The sequence below is a fragment of the Ramlibacter ginsenosidimutans genome, from assembly GCF_016654015.1.
Lineage (GTDB): Bacteria > Pseudomonadota > Gammaproteobacteria > Burkholderiales > Burkholderiaceae_C > Ramlibacter > Ramlibacter ginsenosidimutans.
In genome coordinates this window covers 204,171-218,809 of sequence record NZ_JAEPWM010000004.1, presented here as the reverse complement: position 1 = coordinate 218,809, position 14,639 = coordinate 204,171, and the positions used below count along the sequence as shown (strand labels likewise).

At 64.3% G+C, this 14,639-nt stretch carries 13 protein-coding genes and 1 pseudogene; 11 read left to right on the top strand and 3 right to left on the bottom strand.

Annotated features, from left to right (window positions below; translation table 11 throughout):
• Positions 1-32: 32 nt before the first annotated feature.
• From JJB11_RS12200 to JJB11_RS12190, 3 genes are read right to left on the bottom strand one after another with little or no spacing between them, the layout of a single operon-like run.
• A complete protein-coding gene (locus JJB11_RS12200) occupies positions 33-1,721 on the bottom strand; it encodes a D-apionate lactonase family protein (RefSeq protein ID WP_201171119.1) in 1,689 nt (562 codons plus the stop codon).
• The gene (locus JJB11_RS12195; RefSeq protein WP_201171116.1) at positions 1,718-2,614 is read right to left on the bottom strand and encodes a Rossmann-like and DUF2520 domain-containing protein; all 897 of its coding nucleotides are present in this window, start codon (positions 2,612-2,614) and stop codon (positions 1,718-1,720) included. The genes JJB11_RS12200 and JJB11_RS12195 overlap by 4 nt, the downstream gene beginning before the upstream one ends.
• 8 nt (positions 2,615-2,622) lie before the next feature.
• Entirely contained in the window at positions 2,623-2,949 is a 327-nt protein-coding gene (locus tag JJB11_RS12190; protein WP_201171113.1) for an EthD family reductase, read from the bottom strand.
• A 231-nt stretch (positions 2,950-3,180) separates the two neighbouring features.
• Between JJB11_RS12190 and JJB11_RS12185 the strand changes: the two genes are divergently transcribed.
• From JJB11_RS12185 to JJB11_RS12135, 11 genes and pseudogenes are all read left to right on the top strand, one after another.
• Entirely contained in the window at positions 3,181-4,002 is an 822-nt protein-coding gene (locus tag JJB11_RS12185; protein ID WP_201171110.1) for an ABC transporter ATP-binding protein, read from the top strand.
• A gap of 11 nt (positions 4,003-4,013) precedes the next feature.
• Positions 4,014-5,045 carry an ABC transporter substrate-binding protein gene (locus JJB11_RS12180; RefSeq protein ID WP_201171109.1) on the top strand — a complete coding sequence of 344 codons (1,032 nt, stop codon included), beginning with the start codon at positions 4,014-4,016 and terminating at the stop codon, positions 5,043-5,045.
• 5 nt (positions 5,046-5,050) lie between these two features.
• A complete protein-coding gene (locus JJB11_RS12175; RefSeq protein WP_201171104.1) occupies positions 5,051-5,902 on the top strand; it encodes an ABC transporter permease in 852 nt (283 codons plus the stop codon).
• Positions 5,903-5,937: 35 nt separating this feature from the next.
• Positions 5,938-6,984, top strand: coding sequence for an ABC transporter substrate-binding protein (locus tag JJB11_RS12170; RefSeq protein ID WP_201171101.1), 1,047 nt, complete (start codon positions 5,938-5,940; stop codon positions 6,982-6,984).
• Between the two features lie 24 nt (positions 6,985-7,008).
• Complete coding sequence (locus tag JJB11_RS12165) at positions 7,009-7,884, top strand: NAD(P)-dependent oxidoreductase (protein ID WP_201171083.1); 876 nt, start codon at positions 7,009-7,011, stop codon at positions 7,882-7,884.
• Between the two features lie 620 nt (positions 7,885-8,504).
• Positions 8,505-10,280: a hypothetical protein gene (locus tag JJB11_RS12160; protein WP_201171080.1), complete on the top strand. Its 1,776-nt coding sequence runs from the start codon at positions 8,505-8,507 to the stop codon at positions 10,278-10,280.
• A 359-nt stretch (positions 10,281-10,639) separates the two neighbouring features.
• Positions 10,640-11,392 (top strand): hypothetical protein, encoded by a 753-nt coding sequence (locus JJB11_RS12155; RefSeq protein WP_201171077.1) that lies wholly within the window; start codon positions 10,640-10,642, stop codon positions 11,390-11,392.
• A gap of 562 nt (positions 11,393-11,954) precedes the next feature.
• Positions 11,955-12,293, top strand: a pseudogene (locus JJB11_RS12150) (PKD domain-containing protein); the annotation flags it as partial.
• Positions 12,286-13,254 carry an FG-GAP-like repeat-containing protein gene (locus JJB11_RS12145; RefSeq protein WP_201171075.1) on the top strand — a complete coding sequence of 323 codons (969 nt, stop codon included), beginning with the start codon at positions 12,286-12,288 and terminating at the stop codon, positions 13,252-13,254. The pseudogene JJB11_RS12150 and the gene JJB11_RS12145, both read left to right, overlap by 8 nt.
• A 252-nt stretch (positions 13,255-13,506) precedes the next feature.
• Complete coding sequence (locus tag JJB11_RS12140; protein ID WP_201171073.1) at positions 13,507-13,953, top strand: hypothetical protein; 447 nt, start codon at positions 13,507-13,509, stop codon at positions 13,951-13,953.
• 162 nt (positions 13,954-14,115) lie between these two features.
• Positions 14,116-14,547: a hypothetical protein gene (locus tag JJB11_RS12135; RefSeq protein ID WP_201171071.1), complete on the top strand. Its 432-nt coding sequence runs from the start codon at positions 14,116-14,118 to the stop codon at positions 14,545-14,547.
• Positions 14,548-14,639 lie beyond the last annotated feature (92 nt).

Below are 14,639 nucleotides of genomic sequence, written 5' to 3'. Positions count from 1 at the left end.
GCAGTTTTCGCCAGTATGCCCGGGGGACGCGGCTATGCGATCAGGGTTTCGTAGGGGTCGATGCGGATAGGCGCACTGCCGGCAGGGCCGTCGAGCTTGACGTCGACCGCGGTGTCACGCAGGTTGGCGAGCAGCGTGGCTCCTTCCAGTGCCAGCACCGCGATCGATGCCGGGTCGGAGGACTCGCATCGGCGCCAGCGCGTGCCCTGCGTGATCCGACGCAGCACGTCGAACGCAGGCACGGGGCCCTCGGTCAGGTCGAACAGCGTGATCGCCTGAGCACCCGCTTGTGCGAACTGCGCGATATAGCCCACGGCCCAGGCGGCGCCGTACAGTCCGCGCGTGCGTGGATCGCGCCGAGCGAGCGCGAGCCGGCGCGTGCCGTCGGACGCCGGCTGCGCTCCCAGCGGGCTGCGCCACGCGCCGATGCCGCTCGGGCCGACGTGCACCGGAACCTCGCCGTGCCGCTCGCGCAGGGTCGCGGTCATGGCCGGCAGGCTCTGCAGGCCAGCCATGATCTCCTCGTCGTCCGCCCCGTGCACGACCGCGGCGGTGCCGAAGCAGAGGAAGTCGCAGGCGCCGAGATCTTCGATGCGATTCAACTGGGTGAAGAAGAAGGGCGTGCCGCCGCCGATACGGCATTGCGGAAAGGCACGCCGTGCGGCGGCCAGCACGGGCGTCGTGCTGGGGAAGACCGCGACTGCGTGCGGCACGATCGGCTCCAGGGATTTCGCAATGTATGCGAGCTGCGCCGATGCATCCTTTTCAGCCAGGCCCCGGATCTCCAGGTGCAGCGCAGCGTTCTCCGCCGCATCGAGCAGGCCACCGAGCGCGAGCGCGTCGACCGCCTGGCCCGCTTCCAGGCACAGCTGCAGGTGGGCCGGCGCAAGTGCCCGCAGAGCAGATGCGTGCTTTTCCGCTGCGCGCAGATCCGCGCCCGAGAGGGCGGTCCCGATCGAGGGCAGGGCGCCCGCGATCTCGCCGATGCGCACCCGCACGGGGCGGCCTTCGCGCTCGCGCCGGACGGCAGGGGTCGATTCGATTCGTAGCGTGACCGATTGGCGCAGCACGGTCCCGGCACGCAGCACGTAAGGCCTCGGCATCAGGTTGGACCTGCTGTAGGTCTTGAACGAGGCATCGGCGTTGTTGCGCTGGTCCTCCAGCTCGAAGTCCTCTCCGGCGAAGCGGCAGGACGCCCACGCGCCGTCCGCGTACTCGTGACGGACGGCGCGCACCAGCGTGAACGGCGGCCACGGCGCGATGAGAGTCGGGAAGGTCGACATGCTCAGACGTCCGTCCGTGTGCTCGACGTCCACACGGCGGCCGCACACCGCAAGCGGGTGCATGAGCACGATGCCGGTGCGGTTGGTGGCGAGATCGCTGGCCATCGTCGCCGTGGCCTCGTATCGCACGCTGCGTACGTCCGCCTCGATGTGGATCTCGAACGCGATTTCGGCGGCGGCGATGCTGCCGCGCAGGCGGGCGCGGAAGGCGTCGGCCGACTGGCTGTGCTCGAGTGAATCGACCGCAGGCGCCGGCGTGCCCCAGTCCGCATCGCGGTAGAGGAAGTCGATGCCGTGCCAGACCTCGTGTCCCTCGCAGGTGACGGGACCCAGCCGCGTGCCGCGCAGCCGCGCGATCAGCGAGCCGGCGCGCAACTCGAGAGACTCCGCGAGCGCTTCGTCGGTCCCGAACAGCCGCCGCGACTCCAGTGGGTTCATGCGGCCCGGCGCAGCTCCGCCCGGCCGGCGCCGGCAAGCACGTCGCGCACCCGGCCTGCGGTGGCCGCGTCGATGCGCGCGCCATCCAGCGCGAGCAGCACGGTGCGCTCGCACAGTTCCCGATACAGCGGCACGCTCCCGGCATCGAAGGCTTCGAGCGCGGCCACATGCTTGCGCACCGAGGCCACGTCGCCGCGCGAGACCGGCCCCGGCATGCCTTGTACCAGGCCCGCCTGGTCGATCGATGCGACGGTGCCGCGCACCAGCGGCAGCAGCGCCTGTACTGCGGCCTCCTCGCTTGCGCCCCAGGACTGCCACATGACAGCCGCTTCGCGCAGCAGCGCATTGATGAACTGCGAGGTGTAGCCGGCGGCCGCGTGGTAAAGAGGGCGCGCACCGGGCGGCAGGCGATTGACCGCGCAGCCGAGCCGTTCGGCCAACGCGACCAGTACTGCATCCAGCGGGTCCTGCCCTTCCACCGTGACGGTGCAGCCGGGCAGCGACAGCGCCGCGGCTTCCGGGTCGCCGAAGGTCTGCAGCGGATGGAAGCCGCCGATGGACGCGCCGTCCTCCTCGGCCTTCGCGAGGTCCGAGACCTCGGTGGCGCCGCTGCAGTGCACCACGAAAGAGCCGGCACGCCAGCGCACGCTTTCCGCAGCGCGTCGAATGGCTTCGTCGGGTGTCGTCACGAAGACGAGGTCACAGCGGTCGGCCACCTGCTGGGCCTCGAGCACCTCGCAGCCGGGCAGGCGCTGCGCGAGGTCCTCGGCCTCGGAGCGGACGAGGCTGGCGACCGCCGTGACGCGCAGGCCGCGCCGGCCGCAATGCCAAGCCAGGGCCTTGGCAAGGCGGCCGCAGCCGATGAAGCCGATGTGCAGTGCGTCGAGGTCCATCAAGTGCCTCAGAGCATGAGGTGGTCTTCGACCACCAGGCCTTCGATCTTCTCGACGAAGTTGGGCAGGTCGGCCATCAGCGTCACGCCTTCCGGGCTCTTCAGGGCGGCGTTCAGCGCTTCCTCGGAGTCGAACCACAGCTCGGAGAAGCCGTCGTACGGGAAGTTGGGGAAGCGGCCCGGCTCGAGCAGGTTCACCGAATAGCGGCGCATGCCAGGCAGCTTCTTGCACAGCTCGGCGTGCGTGTTGAGCCAGTGGTCGAGGAACTGCTCGCGCGTCATGGATTTCTTGCGCTGCACCAGGCCGATGCGCTTGTACAGGATCTGCTTCGCCATCTTGTCGTCTCCGGTTCGGGTGGGAAGGGATGCTACGGCGGGGTCGTCCCGCGGTCCATCAACTTTCGGGATATGCGGTGTTCGACGAAAGCGAACGCCGATGCCCGCGAACTCAGCCATGGGTCAGGCATCTCCGGATTTCGGAATCGGCGTTCCCCGCGTTGCCGAAATTCAGATGGCGTCCGCCGGGGCCGCGATCTACATTGCCTCGCACCACCAAGGAGACGAACGATGCAGGATCGCAAGCCAATGCCGGGCCAGCAGGCCAAGATTGCGTTCACCGGCGTCAACAAGTCCTATGGGAGCCAGGGTGCGCGCGGCGGCAGCACGCTGGCGCTCGCGGACTTCGACCTGCACATCGCGCCGCAGGAGATCGTATCGATCGTCGGCCCGACCGGCTGCGGCAAGTCCACCTCGCTGAACATCCTCGCCGGCTTCGAGCAGGCCTCGGCCGGCACGGTCACCGTCGACGGCCAGCCGGTGAACGGCCCGGGGCCGAATCGCGGCGTGGTGTTCCAGCAGCCTTCCCTGTTTCCCTGGCTGAACGTGCTCGCCAACGTGGTGCTTGGCGTGAAGTGCCGCGGCGTGCCGCGCGAGGAGTACGAGCCGCGCGCGCGCCGCCTGCTGGAGGAGGTAGGCCTCAAGGGCTTCGAGAATCATTTCCCCTACCAGCTCTCCGGCGGCATGCAGCAGCGCGTGCAGATCGCACGCGCGCTGATCAGCCAGCCCGACATCCTGCTGATGGACGAGCCCTTCGGCGCGCTCGATTACCAGACGCGCCTGCTGATGCAGAAGCTGCTGCTACGCCTGTGGGAGCACTTCCGTCCGACGATTCTCTTCATCACCCACGACGTCGGCGAGGCCATCTTCATCTCGGATCGCGTGATCGCCATGTCGCGCCGGCCGGGGCGCGTCAAGCGCGAGGTGCGCGTGCATGCACCCAAGCCGCGCGACTACGAATTCCTCGCCTCCAGCGAATTCACTTCGCTCGAACACGAGCTGGTGCTCGCGGTGCAGAGCGAAGTCGAAGGCCGTGAGGCCGCCCCCGTCTAAAGGAGCACGCGATGCAACTGCGCAAGCTCTTCTCCGCCGCTGTCACCCTGCTGCTCGCCTGCAGCGTGGCCGGCGCGCAGACCGGCAAGCCGATCGAGTTCAACTACGGCATCCCCAATGCCGACCACGTGACGGTGTTCGTTGCGCAGGACCTGGGGCTGTTCGAAAAGGTGGGGCTCAAGCCGAAGTTCTTCACCTTCACCTCGGGTGCGCCGCTGCTCGCCGGCCTCAAGAGCGAGAGCTTGGACGTCGTGACGGCAGGCCTCGCGCTCACCTTTGCGCTCGGACAGGACATCCCGCTGAAGTTCCTGTTCTGGGAAGCAAACAACGCCGCCGCGGAAGGCCTCGTCGTCGATCCGAAATCCGGCATCAAGAGCTATCGCGACCTCGGGAAGGCGAAGAAGATCGGCGCGGCCGTCGGCACGTGTGCGCAGGTGTCGCTGTACCTGATGGCGCAGAAGGCAGGCATCCCGTGGGACAAGCTCAATGTGGTCAATATCCCGGCGCCGCTGTTCCGCAACTCGTTCCTGAGCAACTCGATCGACGCTGGTGTGGCCTGGCCGCCGTTCTCGCTGCAACTGCAATCGGAGGGTTATCCGGTCGCGAGCTTCGACGAGGCCTACACGCCCGAGGGCGGCGTCTGTCCCGGGCTGACTGCCGCACGGCCCGACTTCCTGAAGCAGCACCCTGAAGTCGGCGTCAAGCTGATCCAGGTAGAGGCGATGGCGCGGGAAGCGCTGGCGAGGAACCCGCAGCTGGGCGTCGACGCCTTCGTCAAGCGGCTGGGCGTCACGCCCGAAGTCGCCAAGGCCACGCTGGCGCGCGAATGCTGCGGCCGCGTGCCGAGCTTCGAGGCTCAGGCCGACCCCCATTCGCCGTACTCGATGACCTCGAAGGAAGGCGGGCTGGCCGGCAAGCTGCTGCTCGCGAGCGACGTGCTGCACGCGACGAAGGCGATCCCCGAGCCGATCCCGCTCGCCAAGATCCAGGCCGCGATCGACCTGGCGTACATCCTCGACTACCTGAAGCAGAACCGGAAATGAACACCATGACCGCCCCCCTCGACCTGGCCCGCTCCGCGGATGTCGAACCGGTTGCGTCCAGGAAGCAGCCAGCTTCCGAGGCGAGCGCGCGGCGGCGCGTGCCCGACGTTGTCTATTCCATCGCCTCGGTAGTGTTCCTGCTGCTGCTGTGGACCGTTGTGTCGCATTCCAGCTTCGTCAAGCCCGGTTACCTGCCGACGCCCGAAGCCATGTGGACCACCTTCCTGGAACTGCTGCGCGACGGCTACCAGGGCCAGCCGCTGTCCGAGCACGTGGAGGTGAGTCTGCTGCGCACGCTGGTGGGCTTCGCCGCGGGCGTTGTCGTCGGCGTGCCGCTCGGCCTGTTGAGCGGCTACAGCCGGCGAGCCGGCGCGATGATCTCACCGATCATGGCCTTCATCCGGCCGATTCCGCCGATCGCGTTCATCCCTATGGCGGTGCTGTACTTCGGCCTCGGTGAGGTCGGCAAGATCGTGCTGATCTTCTTCGTCTCGTTCAATTACGTGCAGGCCAATGCGCACGCGGGCGCCGCGAACTTCCCGATCGCCTACCGGCGCGCTTCGGAGTCGCTGGGCCTCACTCGCTGGCAGACATTCATGCGCATCGTGCTGCCCGGCGCGCTGCCGCAGATCTTCACCGGCCTGAAGGTGGCGCTGGCACTCAGTTGGGCCGTCGTCGTCGCCGCCGAACTGGTCGGCGCGCAGAAGGGCCTGGGCTTCATGATTTCCGACGCCGCGACGCTGTTCCGCATTCCCGTCGTCTACATCGGCATCGCGTTGATCGGCGTCATCGGCCTGGCGATGAACCTGACCCTCAACTGGCTGGAAGCCTGGATCGTTCACTGGAAGGGGCGCTGAAGCGTGTGCACCGAAAACCCGAAGGAGACAACCCCATGAAGTTCAAGCACCTGTTCGCCGCGCTGCTCGCCGCGGCTGGCTTCCTCGCCGGCGGCGCATCCGCGGCCACCGCCTCGGCCCCGATCGAGTTCAACTACGGCTATCCCAACTCCGACCACGTGACGCTCTACGTGGCACAGGACCTGGGCCTGTTCGAAAAGGTCGGCCTCAAGCCCAAGTTCTTCACCTTCACCTCGGGCGCGCCGCTCATGGCGGGCCTGAAGAGCGAGAGCCTCGACGTGGTGACCTCGGGCCTCGGATTGGCCTTCGCGCTGGGGCAGAACGTGCCGCTCAGCATCCTGTACGTGAACATGAACGACGCGACCGGCGAAGGACTCGTCGTGAACAAGGACAGTCCGGTCAAGTCGTGGCACGACATCGGCAAGGCCGGCAAGGTGGCCGCGGCCTCCGGCACCTGTGCGCAGGTGGCGCTGTACCTGATGGCGGAGAAGGCCGGCGTGGACTTCCACAAGCTCAACATCGTGAACATTCCGGCGCCGCTGCTGCGCAACTCGTTCCTGAGCAACTCGATCGATGCCGGCATCGCCTGGTCGCCGTACAGCGCCCTGCTCGCGAACGAAGGCTTCAAGGTGGTGAACTACGACACCGACTACACGCCCGGTGGCGTCTGTCCGCGCATGACCGCCGTGCGTCCCGACTTCCTGAAGAAGCACCCCGACGTCGGCGTCAAGCTGCTGCAGGTCGAACAGATGGCGGTAGAGGCGGTGGCCAAGAATCCGCAGCTCGCGATCGATGCCCTGGTCAAGCGCCTCGGCCTCACGCCCGCTGTGGCCAAGGCGACGTTCGAACTCGTGTACCGGCAGCGTCCCTCGCTCGCCGAGCAACTCGATCCCAAATCCTCGCATTCGATCGTGTCGAAGGACGCCGGGCTGGTCGGCAAGCTGAAGCTCGCGATGGACGTGTTCTACAAGACGAAGACCATCCCCGCGCCGATCCCGCTGTCCGTGATCCAGCAAGCCGTGGACCCCACCTCCCTGGAGCGCTTCGCGGCGGAGCACAAGGCGGACCTGGCGGCGCGTTAGCACCCTTTGGGCGGAGAACTGCAAATGAAGAAAATCGGCATGGTCGGCATCGGCCTCATGGGGCACGGCATCGCCAGCAACATCATCAAGCACGACTACGAGCTGGGCGTGTTCGAGCATCCGGGCAACCAGCCGCTCGATGACCTGAAGGCGGCGGGGGCGAAGGGCTTCACGAGCCTGAAGGACATGGCGGCGCGCTCGGATGTGGTGATCACCGTGCTCACCGGGTCGCCGCAGGTGGAGGCGGTGCTGACCGGCGAAGATGGCATCCTTGCGGGGCTGAGGCCGGGCTGCACCGTGATCGACTGCTCCACGGCGATTCCGTCCTCCAGCGCGCGCATGGCCGACGCCGTGCGGGCCGCAGGCAGCCGCTTCCTGGACGCCCCGATGACGCGCACGCCGAAGGAAGCCGCCGAAGGGCGGCTGAACCTCCTGGTAGGCGGCGACGCCGCGCTGCTGGAGGAATGCCGTCCGCTGCTCAGGTGCTTTGCCGAGAACATCACGCACGTCGGCCCCGTCGGCGCTGGCCATGGCATGAAACTGTTGCACAACTACGTGTCGCTCGGCATGGTGACGCTGCTCGCCGAGGCCGCTGCCTGTGCGCAGGCCAACGCCGTGGCGCCCGAGGCGTTCGTCGATGTGCTGGCCAAGGGCGGCGGCGGCGGAATTGCGCTGGAGCGGATCAAGCCCTACCTGCTGGCGGGCGACCCGTCCGGCCTGCGCTTCTCGATCGCCAACGCGCGCAAGGACCTGGACTACTACAACGTCATGGCAGCCGATGTGGCTGCGCAACGGCAGGTAGCCGCGGCGGTGCTCGCCACGCTGGAGCTCGCGCTGCAACGTTCCGGCCCCGAGGCGCTCGTACCGCAACTCGCGTCGCTGCTGCGCGCGGCGCCGTAAAGTCCCCCTGAGGTCGCTTGCGCTAGCGGCTCCGCGCTGGTTTTCACACAGCCTCGGTCGCAAGCAGCTGTCAGGAAAAGCGATGGCGGCGCAGCATTGAATTCATTGCGTGGAATCGGCAGGGATCAAGCTGCGCAGAGTCGACCTGCGGATTTCTAGTCCGCAGGCTGAAAGTCACATTTGGCCGATTTCGAGCAGCGCCTTAAGGCTGTCGTGGGGCCGGTGACTTCACTTTCTCCCGGGCTCGCGGACGAGGGTCACGGCCGTAGCTTTAGCGAGCGTCTGCCGAGCTTCACCTCCAGTGCGAGCAGACCGGGCTCAATACTTCGACGACTACGAGCGCGGGTCCTGCCAGCTGCGGCCTCAACCGACGCCAGGCATTCGCCGAGCTCCGGTGTGTCCTCCTAAAGGAGGATTCAAGCCCGGAGTTCATTGACCGGAATACACAAGAAGTTCACTATCTCCGGCGCTGTGCTTGGGGGAACGACGGAACAGCTCGATTTCTTGTCGAGGAGCCCTGCGTGCTGTGCGTCTAGGTCGCGGACTTCACGTGAGCTGAATGCTTTGGGACGTTAGTGGTGCGTATTGCCGTGTCTTCCACGGCAAAGCGGAGGAAACACATGACAGAACCCGCTCAGAGCCGGATCACAAGGCTAATTTCCCGTTTGAAGCGACACCCTGTCGTGATTCTCTTGGCTGCCGTAGCTGCCACGGCAACGACGGCCTTTAGCGTCTTTGATGGTTGGCACAAGTTCTCGGAGGCCCAACGGCCCCAGGAGACACCTCCGCCATCGTTTCGCGTTCGTTACTTCGACATCTCGGGTCATGGCATCTCATTCCTGCTGATAGGAAAGCTCGACGCACACCTGCAGGAGGTTCTCGGGGGTCGACCGGTCGTGTGGCAGAACGCTGTGTATGCGGAGCTGCGCGAGCTACACAATGAATTTGCTCAGAGTGGGATGGACCCCGGCTACGAGTTCAGGTCGGAGGCCCTTAGCCAAAAGCAGCTCGCCGAGCTGCCGAAGAATGTTGCACTCTTACCCTACGCAGCGAGCGAGGATATTGATCTTGAGCCCGTTCCTTTTATCGACGAACAAAAGCCATGGACTTCGCGCGATTGGGTCGTTTCTTTTCGCGAGCAGGCCACTCCAAACGAGATCGACAGCGGGCTAAAATCGGGCGAGTTTCCAGCCAGCAGCTTGCTTTTCTCTCGGGATGCTACGTGCTCCGAAGTCGCGGACCTCGTGAGCCATGGGGCAGCTGAGAAGGATGATTTCTTGAAGCATGTAAGCGCAGCTTGCGGGCCGTTCCGTATTCCGTTGCTCGCCTACTTCAAGGACGCGGGGTGCGGCGAAGGGGGTTGGGCGCTGACTGCAATCCTTCCGCGGTTGAGCTTGCGAGTGGCTGTAATCGAGCCAATAGGTGGTAAGCCGATCCGGATTTCGAAAATCGAGCAGGAGCAAACGTTTGGACCGCTCTCAGCCCGGGCAGGTCAGAAGGAAACCACTCTAGGCCGAGTCGGCGACGGTACCTTGGCTCCAGAGGAGCGACTCGTCGTCCCCCTAAACCTCACTTTTGAGGCAGGGGCCCGTGCGGGGACTCCGGAGATCGCCAAGACCATCCCACGGCAGCGGCTGAAGCACACGGAGGGCTATCCGGACCAGGAAGTGAGTTTTGTCGGTGACCTTGTATTCGTCAAGCCGGAGGCTACGGGCCCAGCAGCAGCGGCTTCCGGTGGCTCCGAACCAGGTGCACAGTCCGACCAGCCGGGTGCTGACCAAAAGGGCAGCGAAATATTCAGGATGAAGCCGGCGACACTCTTCGCACGCTATGGAGTTGCACCCGCGATAGACACAAGGGTTAGTCCGGGAATTACTAGCAGTGTGAAGCTCACCGGGATGGTTGTGAACAACGTTAAGTATCCCGTCGAGCAGGTCAAAGCGGGAGCCACCTACATAACTGCGGAGTTTGAGGGTGGCAGCTGTCCGCGTGTGTACATGGAAGGTTTGAACGCGCCAATGGTGCAAGTTGGCAAGATCCTCACTGGCCGAGACTCTCTGGCTAAAGCGGGCAGTAACCGGCTTCATCTGGCTTACTGGCCATCCAGACTTCAAATCGTCGAAAGCGAGCCGGAGACAACACACCTAGAGGATCTCAAAGTCGTCTGCGAAGGCCAGGACGGTGCACGTGAGGTGATCGAAGCCGTTCGAGATGACAAACCCATGACTGCCTGGCCAGTGGTTTTGGAGAAAGGGCAGAGTGCCGCCTTCGTTTTCGAACCTGAGCCTCACGACTGCACGACGATCTTCGTCGACGCGCGCGGGTATTACATTCCATATTCGATCTCCTCAATAAAGCCTCCTTGGGCTTTCGCTCGCCCGGCAGGGCAGCGCTGACGATGTGGGGAGTTGCACTTGGGTGATCAGAGCGTCGGTGATCGGGGCCAGTTGTTGCACCAAAGGGGTGGCTCAGATCTTCGCGGGTACAGTGACACAGCGGCTAGGAGGCTTGCCGGGACCTGGCGGTGACGAGCTGAGAACTCACGGCTGTCAGGGCGCGTTCTCCTTCCCCATCCCGACGTGTTCCCCGTGCGAAAGAGCGCCGTGCGGATTGATACTCCGGCGGTCGGTGGATTGCGCCACGGCCGCCGCTGTTAGAAAGTTGCCGTCACGGCAGCACGGAGGGTTCGCTGGCAATCCCCTCGCCATCTGTTTCTATTTCGCGCTAGGCTTCCCTTTTCGCGAGGAGAACCGCCGTGATCGAAGCCGTGAGCCGGATCCTGTCGCAGTGCGGTGAGCCAGATTCGCCCCTGCCGGCCACCGAGCTGTACAACGAAGGCTGGATGCTGCGCCTAGTGTTGGATTGGCTGCAGCGCCATCCGGGGATCAATCACGTTCTCTCGCCGGTCGCCGGTGCGCGCTGGGCGTCCGAGGTGCTGCTGGCCTCACGATTCCTGCCCACTCGCCGCGGCGATCCCCTCGGGGAGGGCTTCACGCACGCTGACGGTGTGGTGGGGCATTTCGACGTGCGGCCGGCCCGAGGCGACCTGGTGCTGCGGCCGGATGCCACGCAGCTGATCGTCATCGAAGCCAAGCTGGGAAGCCCGCTCTCAGCCGGCACTCGCAACTCTCCGGATTACGATCAGGCAGCACGCAACGTGGCCTGCATCGCCCACGTCGCGCCGCAACTGCAGCGGCCTGCCTTCTTCGTCCTGGCTCCCAAGGAGCAGATCGGCGCGGGCGTTTTCGGGGAGCTTATCAGTCGGGACAGCATCAGTGCGAAGGTAAGTAAGCGCTGCCGGGCCTATGAAGGTGTCCATGACGGTTGGCTCGCTGAGGTCTTTGAGCCGGCGCTCCGGCGCATCGAGCTTGGCCTGTTGTCATGGGAAGATGTGCTGGCGGGCCTCCCCAATGGAGATGGCGGCTCAGAGCTGCGCGAGTTCTACGCGCGCTGCCTGGATTTCAACCCGCTCAGGATGTCCCGCAATGCGGGCCCTGTTCCTTGTTGACGAATCAGCGGACGCTCGGCAGCGCAAGTGTCCTCAATCGGAACCAGGCGCCCTTTCACCTTGACGACTCCTTCAGCTCGAAAGCGTACCGATTGGCGAATTGCCTCTCCGGTTCGAAAATGGAATGAGTACGCGGGACCGCGGATTTGTAGTCCGCTCAGTATCTCTGCTTCCGGCCAGGTGCAGGGATTCCTCCTTGGTTCGAGGTTTCCGTCGCTCATCTGTCGCCTTGGCCGGTGAGCGTTTTGGTGTACATGGCTGCGGGTCTAAACCTATCTGCTTCCGCCAAAGGGCGTGGAACATGGCAGATCGTCGGCGGAGCGTGCGCTAGCTTGTACATTCAGACGCGGAGGTGTTGTGCCGTGAGATCTCGAAAACTGTTTGTCGCGCTCGTGTGTACCGCCATTGTGCTTATGGGGTGCGGAGGAGGAGGGGGTGCCGGAAGCCAGACCAGCAGCTCTGAGAACCCAGTGCCGCAGACAACGCCCACCACCCCGAGTGGGTCCCCGACCTCAAACCCGCCTTCACCTGTAGCGCCTATTGCAATGGCGGGGTAGACCAGGCGTTGAGGGTCGGATCTGTTGTGTCGCTCAACGCTGCCGGAAGCGCGGCCGCCGATGGTGGGCCGGTGACCTACTCCTGGACGCTGAAATCCAAGCCGAATGGAAGCAACGCCGCGATCACTGGCATGGCGACGCAGGCTCCGACATTCTTTGCTGATGCAGTAGGCACGTTCATCGCGGAAGTGACTGTAAAGGACTCGGCGGGCATTGCCACGACCGATTCGGTGCAGATCACTTCGCAAGCGACGTACAAGGCGACGGTTCTTGAGGCAGCGAATGCCACCTTGCACGCGGTCGGCGATTTTAAATGGGGACGGCAGGACGGACTTGGTGGTTGAAGTTGGCTCTGGCAGTCAATTCATTCCCTCCAAGCTGTACGTCTACTTTCAGCAGGCGGATGGAAGCTACGTCCGCTCGAGCGAGTTTGCGCAAGGACCCATTCTCGTTGCGGCAACGGGCGATGTGAACGGCGATGGCCGAACGGACCTGCTCCTGCACGACTTTTCGGGCAGCTCGAAGGTGATGATCTACCTCGCCAGATCCGACTTCACTTTTGATCCACCCCAGAGCGTGCAACTCCTCACGGGCGCTTTCCCAGCGCTGTGGATTGGCGACTTTAATGGAGACGGGTGGACTGACCTGGTGACGCTGCACATGGACGCCACCGCTTTCTTCGGCAGTCGGACGGGAGCGTTCACGCGAGTCATGCCCACGCTTCCGTATGCGTACCAAGGGCGCACCGTGGCCGTTGGCGATCTGGATGGGGACGGTGTGAAGGACCTTCTCGCAATCGGCCCCAACTCCCCTTCTTGGACGCTGTCGATTGCGCTCGGGGCAGGCGCAGCCGACTACAGCAATGTAGCCAACTGGCTCAAGCCGATGACGAGTGGCTGGTCGTCCGAACCCATTGCACACCTTGCGGACGTGAACGGCGATGGTCGACTTGATCTGCTGTATGTCACCGGCGGACGCACCTTCGCAACTCTACTCTCCACAGCGCCCGGTAAGTTCGATGGAGATCCGACGTATTCGAGTATGGACGCTCCGTTCGACTACGCCTTTTCCGACATTGATGGAGACGGCAGAGTGGACGCCGTCGGTGGCTCGTTCATCTCACCCGTTCAAATTCGACGCGGCGACGGCGCTGGCGGTTGGAGTCTGCCTTTCTATTCCCTGCCGGCGCTCGCCACCCCTACAGGCTGGACCGTCAAGGCTTTGGTCGGAGACAAGGATGGGCAGGGGAATGCCACTCTCCTGGTGAGTAACTCGGGAAAGCTGTCCGTCCTGACGCCGCGATAACAACTTGCTTGCATTGCAGGAATCGTAAAGCGCTGTGCCTGTCTGGGCGTTCAGTTTCTCTGAGATCCCAAGTAGCCCACCACGGGCGGGTGTTCGTTCTCTGTGCCTCGTTCGCTGCCGAGAAATACCGGCTCTTCACAGGTTCTGAATCAAGTCGCAGCGGGTAGCCGCCCTGTGCTCGCAATCCCCTGAGCTAATCCAGCAGCTTTCGGAATAGAGTGCAGCCGCAACCACTGGTTTATGGAGCTGCCCATGTTCAACCGGAACATTGCTGTCGCGCTTCTCAGCACGTGCGTCGCGCAAGCGCTCCCTGCCGAGACGTCCAGAGACAATGCAATGCTGGCCAGAGCCGTGTGGGCTGCCTTCGAATGCACATCCTTGGCGTCGGAAGTGAGCGATTCAGCGGAACAGGAGAGGCTATTCCTCTACGGCTACAACGCCGGCAAGCGCTTCATCGCCGCCGTGCGGGCACACCAGATCCAGGAAGATGACTTCAAATCCGAAGTTCCTTGGATCATGGGACTTCTGCTTCAAGGGCCGAGTGCAGACTTCATGCTGGGCAGGATCTATGCAGCTGCCGAACACGAAGCGCTCAAGGACGTGCTCGCGACGGATGGGCGTGTGAACCGTGACGAAATGAAGCTAATGCTGGCCAAGAGTTCCTTTGAAAGGAAGAACTGTCGGCTGCTTGGAAGGTGACGGCGGGTGGAGTGCAGTTCGGCGGAGTCCGGGCGGAAGCCCCCGCCGGGAAAGGTGCGACTGATTATGGGAGCGTGGGACGAGCACGGGCGCGAAGTTCTGATGCTGGAGCGCCTAGCCAATCTCGTTTAGCGCAGAATGTGCCGAAAGGAGGGAGAGATCATGAAGGCTGCCAAAGCCATTCAATTCGCCGCATTCTTTGCCGCAACGTCCCTTGCTGGCTGTGCCTACCACGTAACTATGATGCCCCGCGATAGCGGCCAAGTGCTGGCGGGGGAATTGCGCGGCGCGGGGGGCCAAGGCACGATGACCATGAATATGGCCGGGGGCATTACGTGCACCGGGCCGGTCGCGAGGGTCGGTTCGACCGACACCTTCGGGCTGGTGACAACCTACGGAGCGAACACCCGCGGCGGCGTCGGCACCGGGCTGGGCACAGTGCACAGCATCGGCACGCAGTACCTGAAGGCCATGCTCACGTGCACGGACGGCACGGGCCTGCGCTGCGACATGAGCGGCCAAGGCGCTTCTGGTGGAGGCGTGTGCGCGGACGACCGAGGCCGCGTGTACGACTTCATCGCCACGGTGAAATAGAGGCCGCCGCGCGCGCGCCCGGATGCATGTGGGATAGCCCTTACTCTTCGATTGACCCTGCGTAAGGCGTCGGTGAACGTCTGCTATGAGGT

Coding starts and splice junctions, on each gene's coding strand:
- JJB11_RS12135 (WP_201171071.1), top strand. CDS start 14,116: ATGAAGGCTGCCAAAGCCATTCAATTCGCCGCATTCTTTGCCGCAACG.
- JJB11_RS12175 (WP_201171104.1), top strand. CDS start 5,051: ATGACCGCCCCCCTCGACCTGGCCCGCTCCGCGGATGTCGAACCGGTT.
- JJB11_RS12165 (WP_201171083.1), top strand. CDS start 7,009: ATGAAGAAAATCGGCATGGTCGGCATCGGCCTCATGGGGCACGGCATC.
- JJB11_RS12140 (WP_201171073.1), top strand. CDS start 13,507: ATGTTCAACCGGAACATTGCTGTCGCGCTTCTCAGCACGTGCGTCGCG.
- JJB11_RS12170 (WP_201171101.1), top strand. CDS start 5,938: ATGAAGTTCAAGCACCTGTTCGCCGCGCTGCTCGCCGCGGCTGGCTTC.
- JJB11_RS12160 (WP_201171080.1), top strand. CDS start 8,505: ATGACAGAACCCGCTCAGAGCCGGATCACAAGGCTAATTTCCCGTTTG.
- JJB11_RS12195 (WP_201171116.1), bottom strand. CDS start 2,614: ATGGACCTCGACGCACTGCACATCGGCTTCATCGGCTGCGGCCGCCTT.
- JJB11_RS12190 (WP_201171113.1), bottom strand. CDS start 2,949: ATGGCGAAGCAGATCCTGTACAAGCGCATCGGCCTGGTGCAGCGCAAG.
- JJB11_RS12180 (WP_201171109.1), top strand. CDS start 4,014: ATGCAACTGCGCAAGCTCTTCTCCGCCGCTGTCACCCTGCTGCTCGCC.
- JJB11_RS12185 (WP_201171110.1), top strand. CDS start 3,181: ATGCAGGATCGCAAGCCAATGCCGGGCCAGCAGGCCAAGATTGCGTTC.
- JJB11_RS12200 (WP_201171119.1), bottom strand. CDS start 1,721: ATGAACCCACTGGAGTCGCGGCGGCTGTTCGGGACCGACGAAGCGCTC.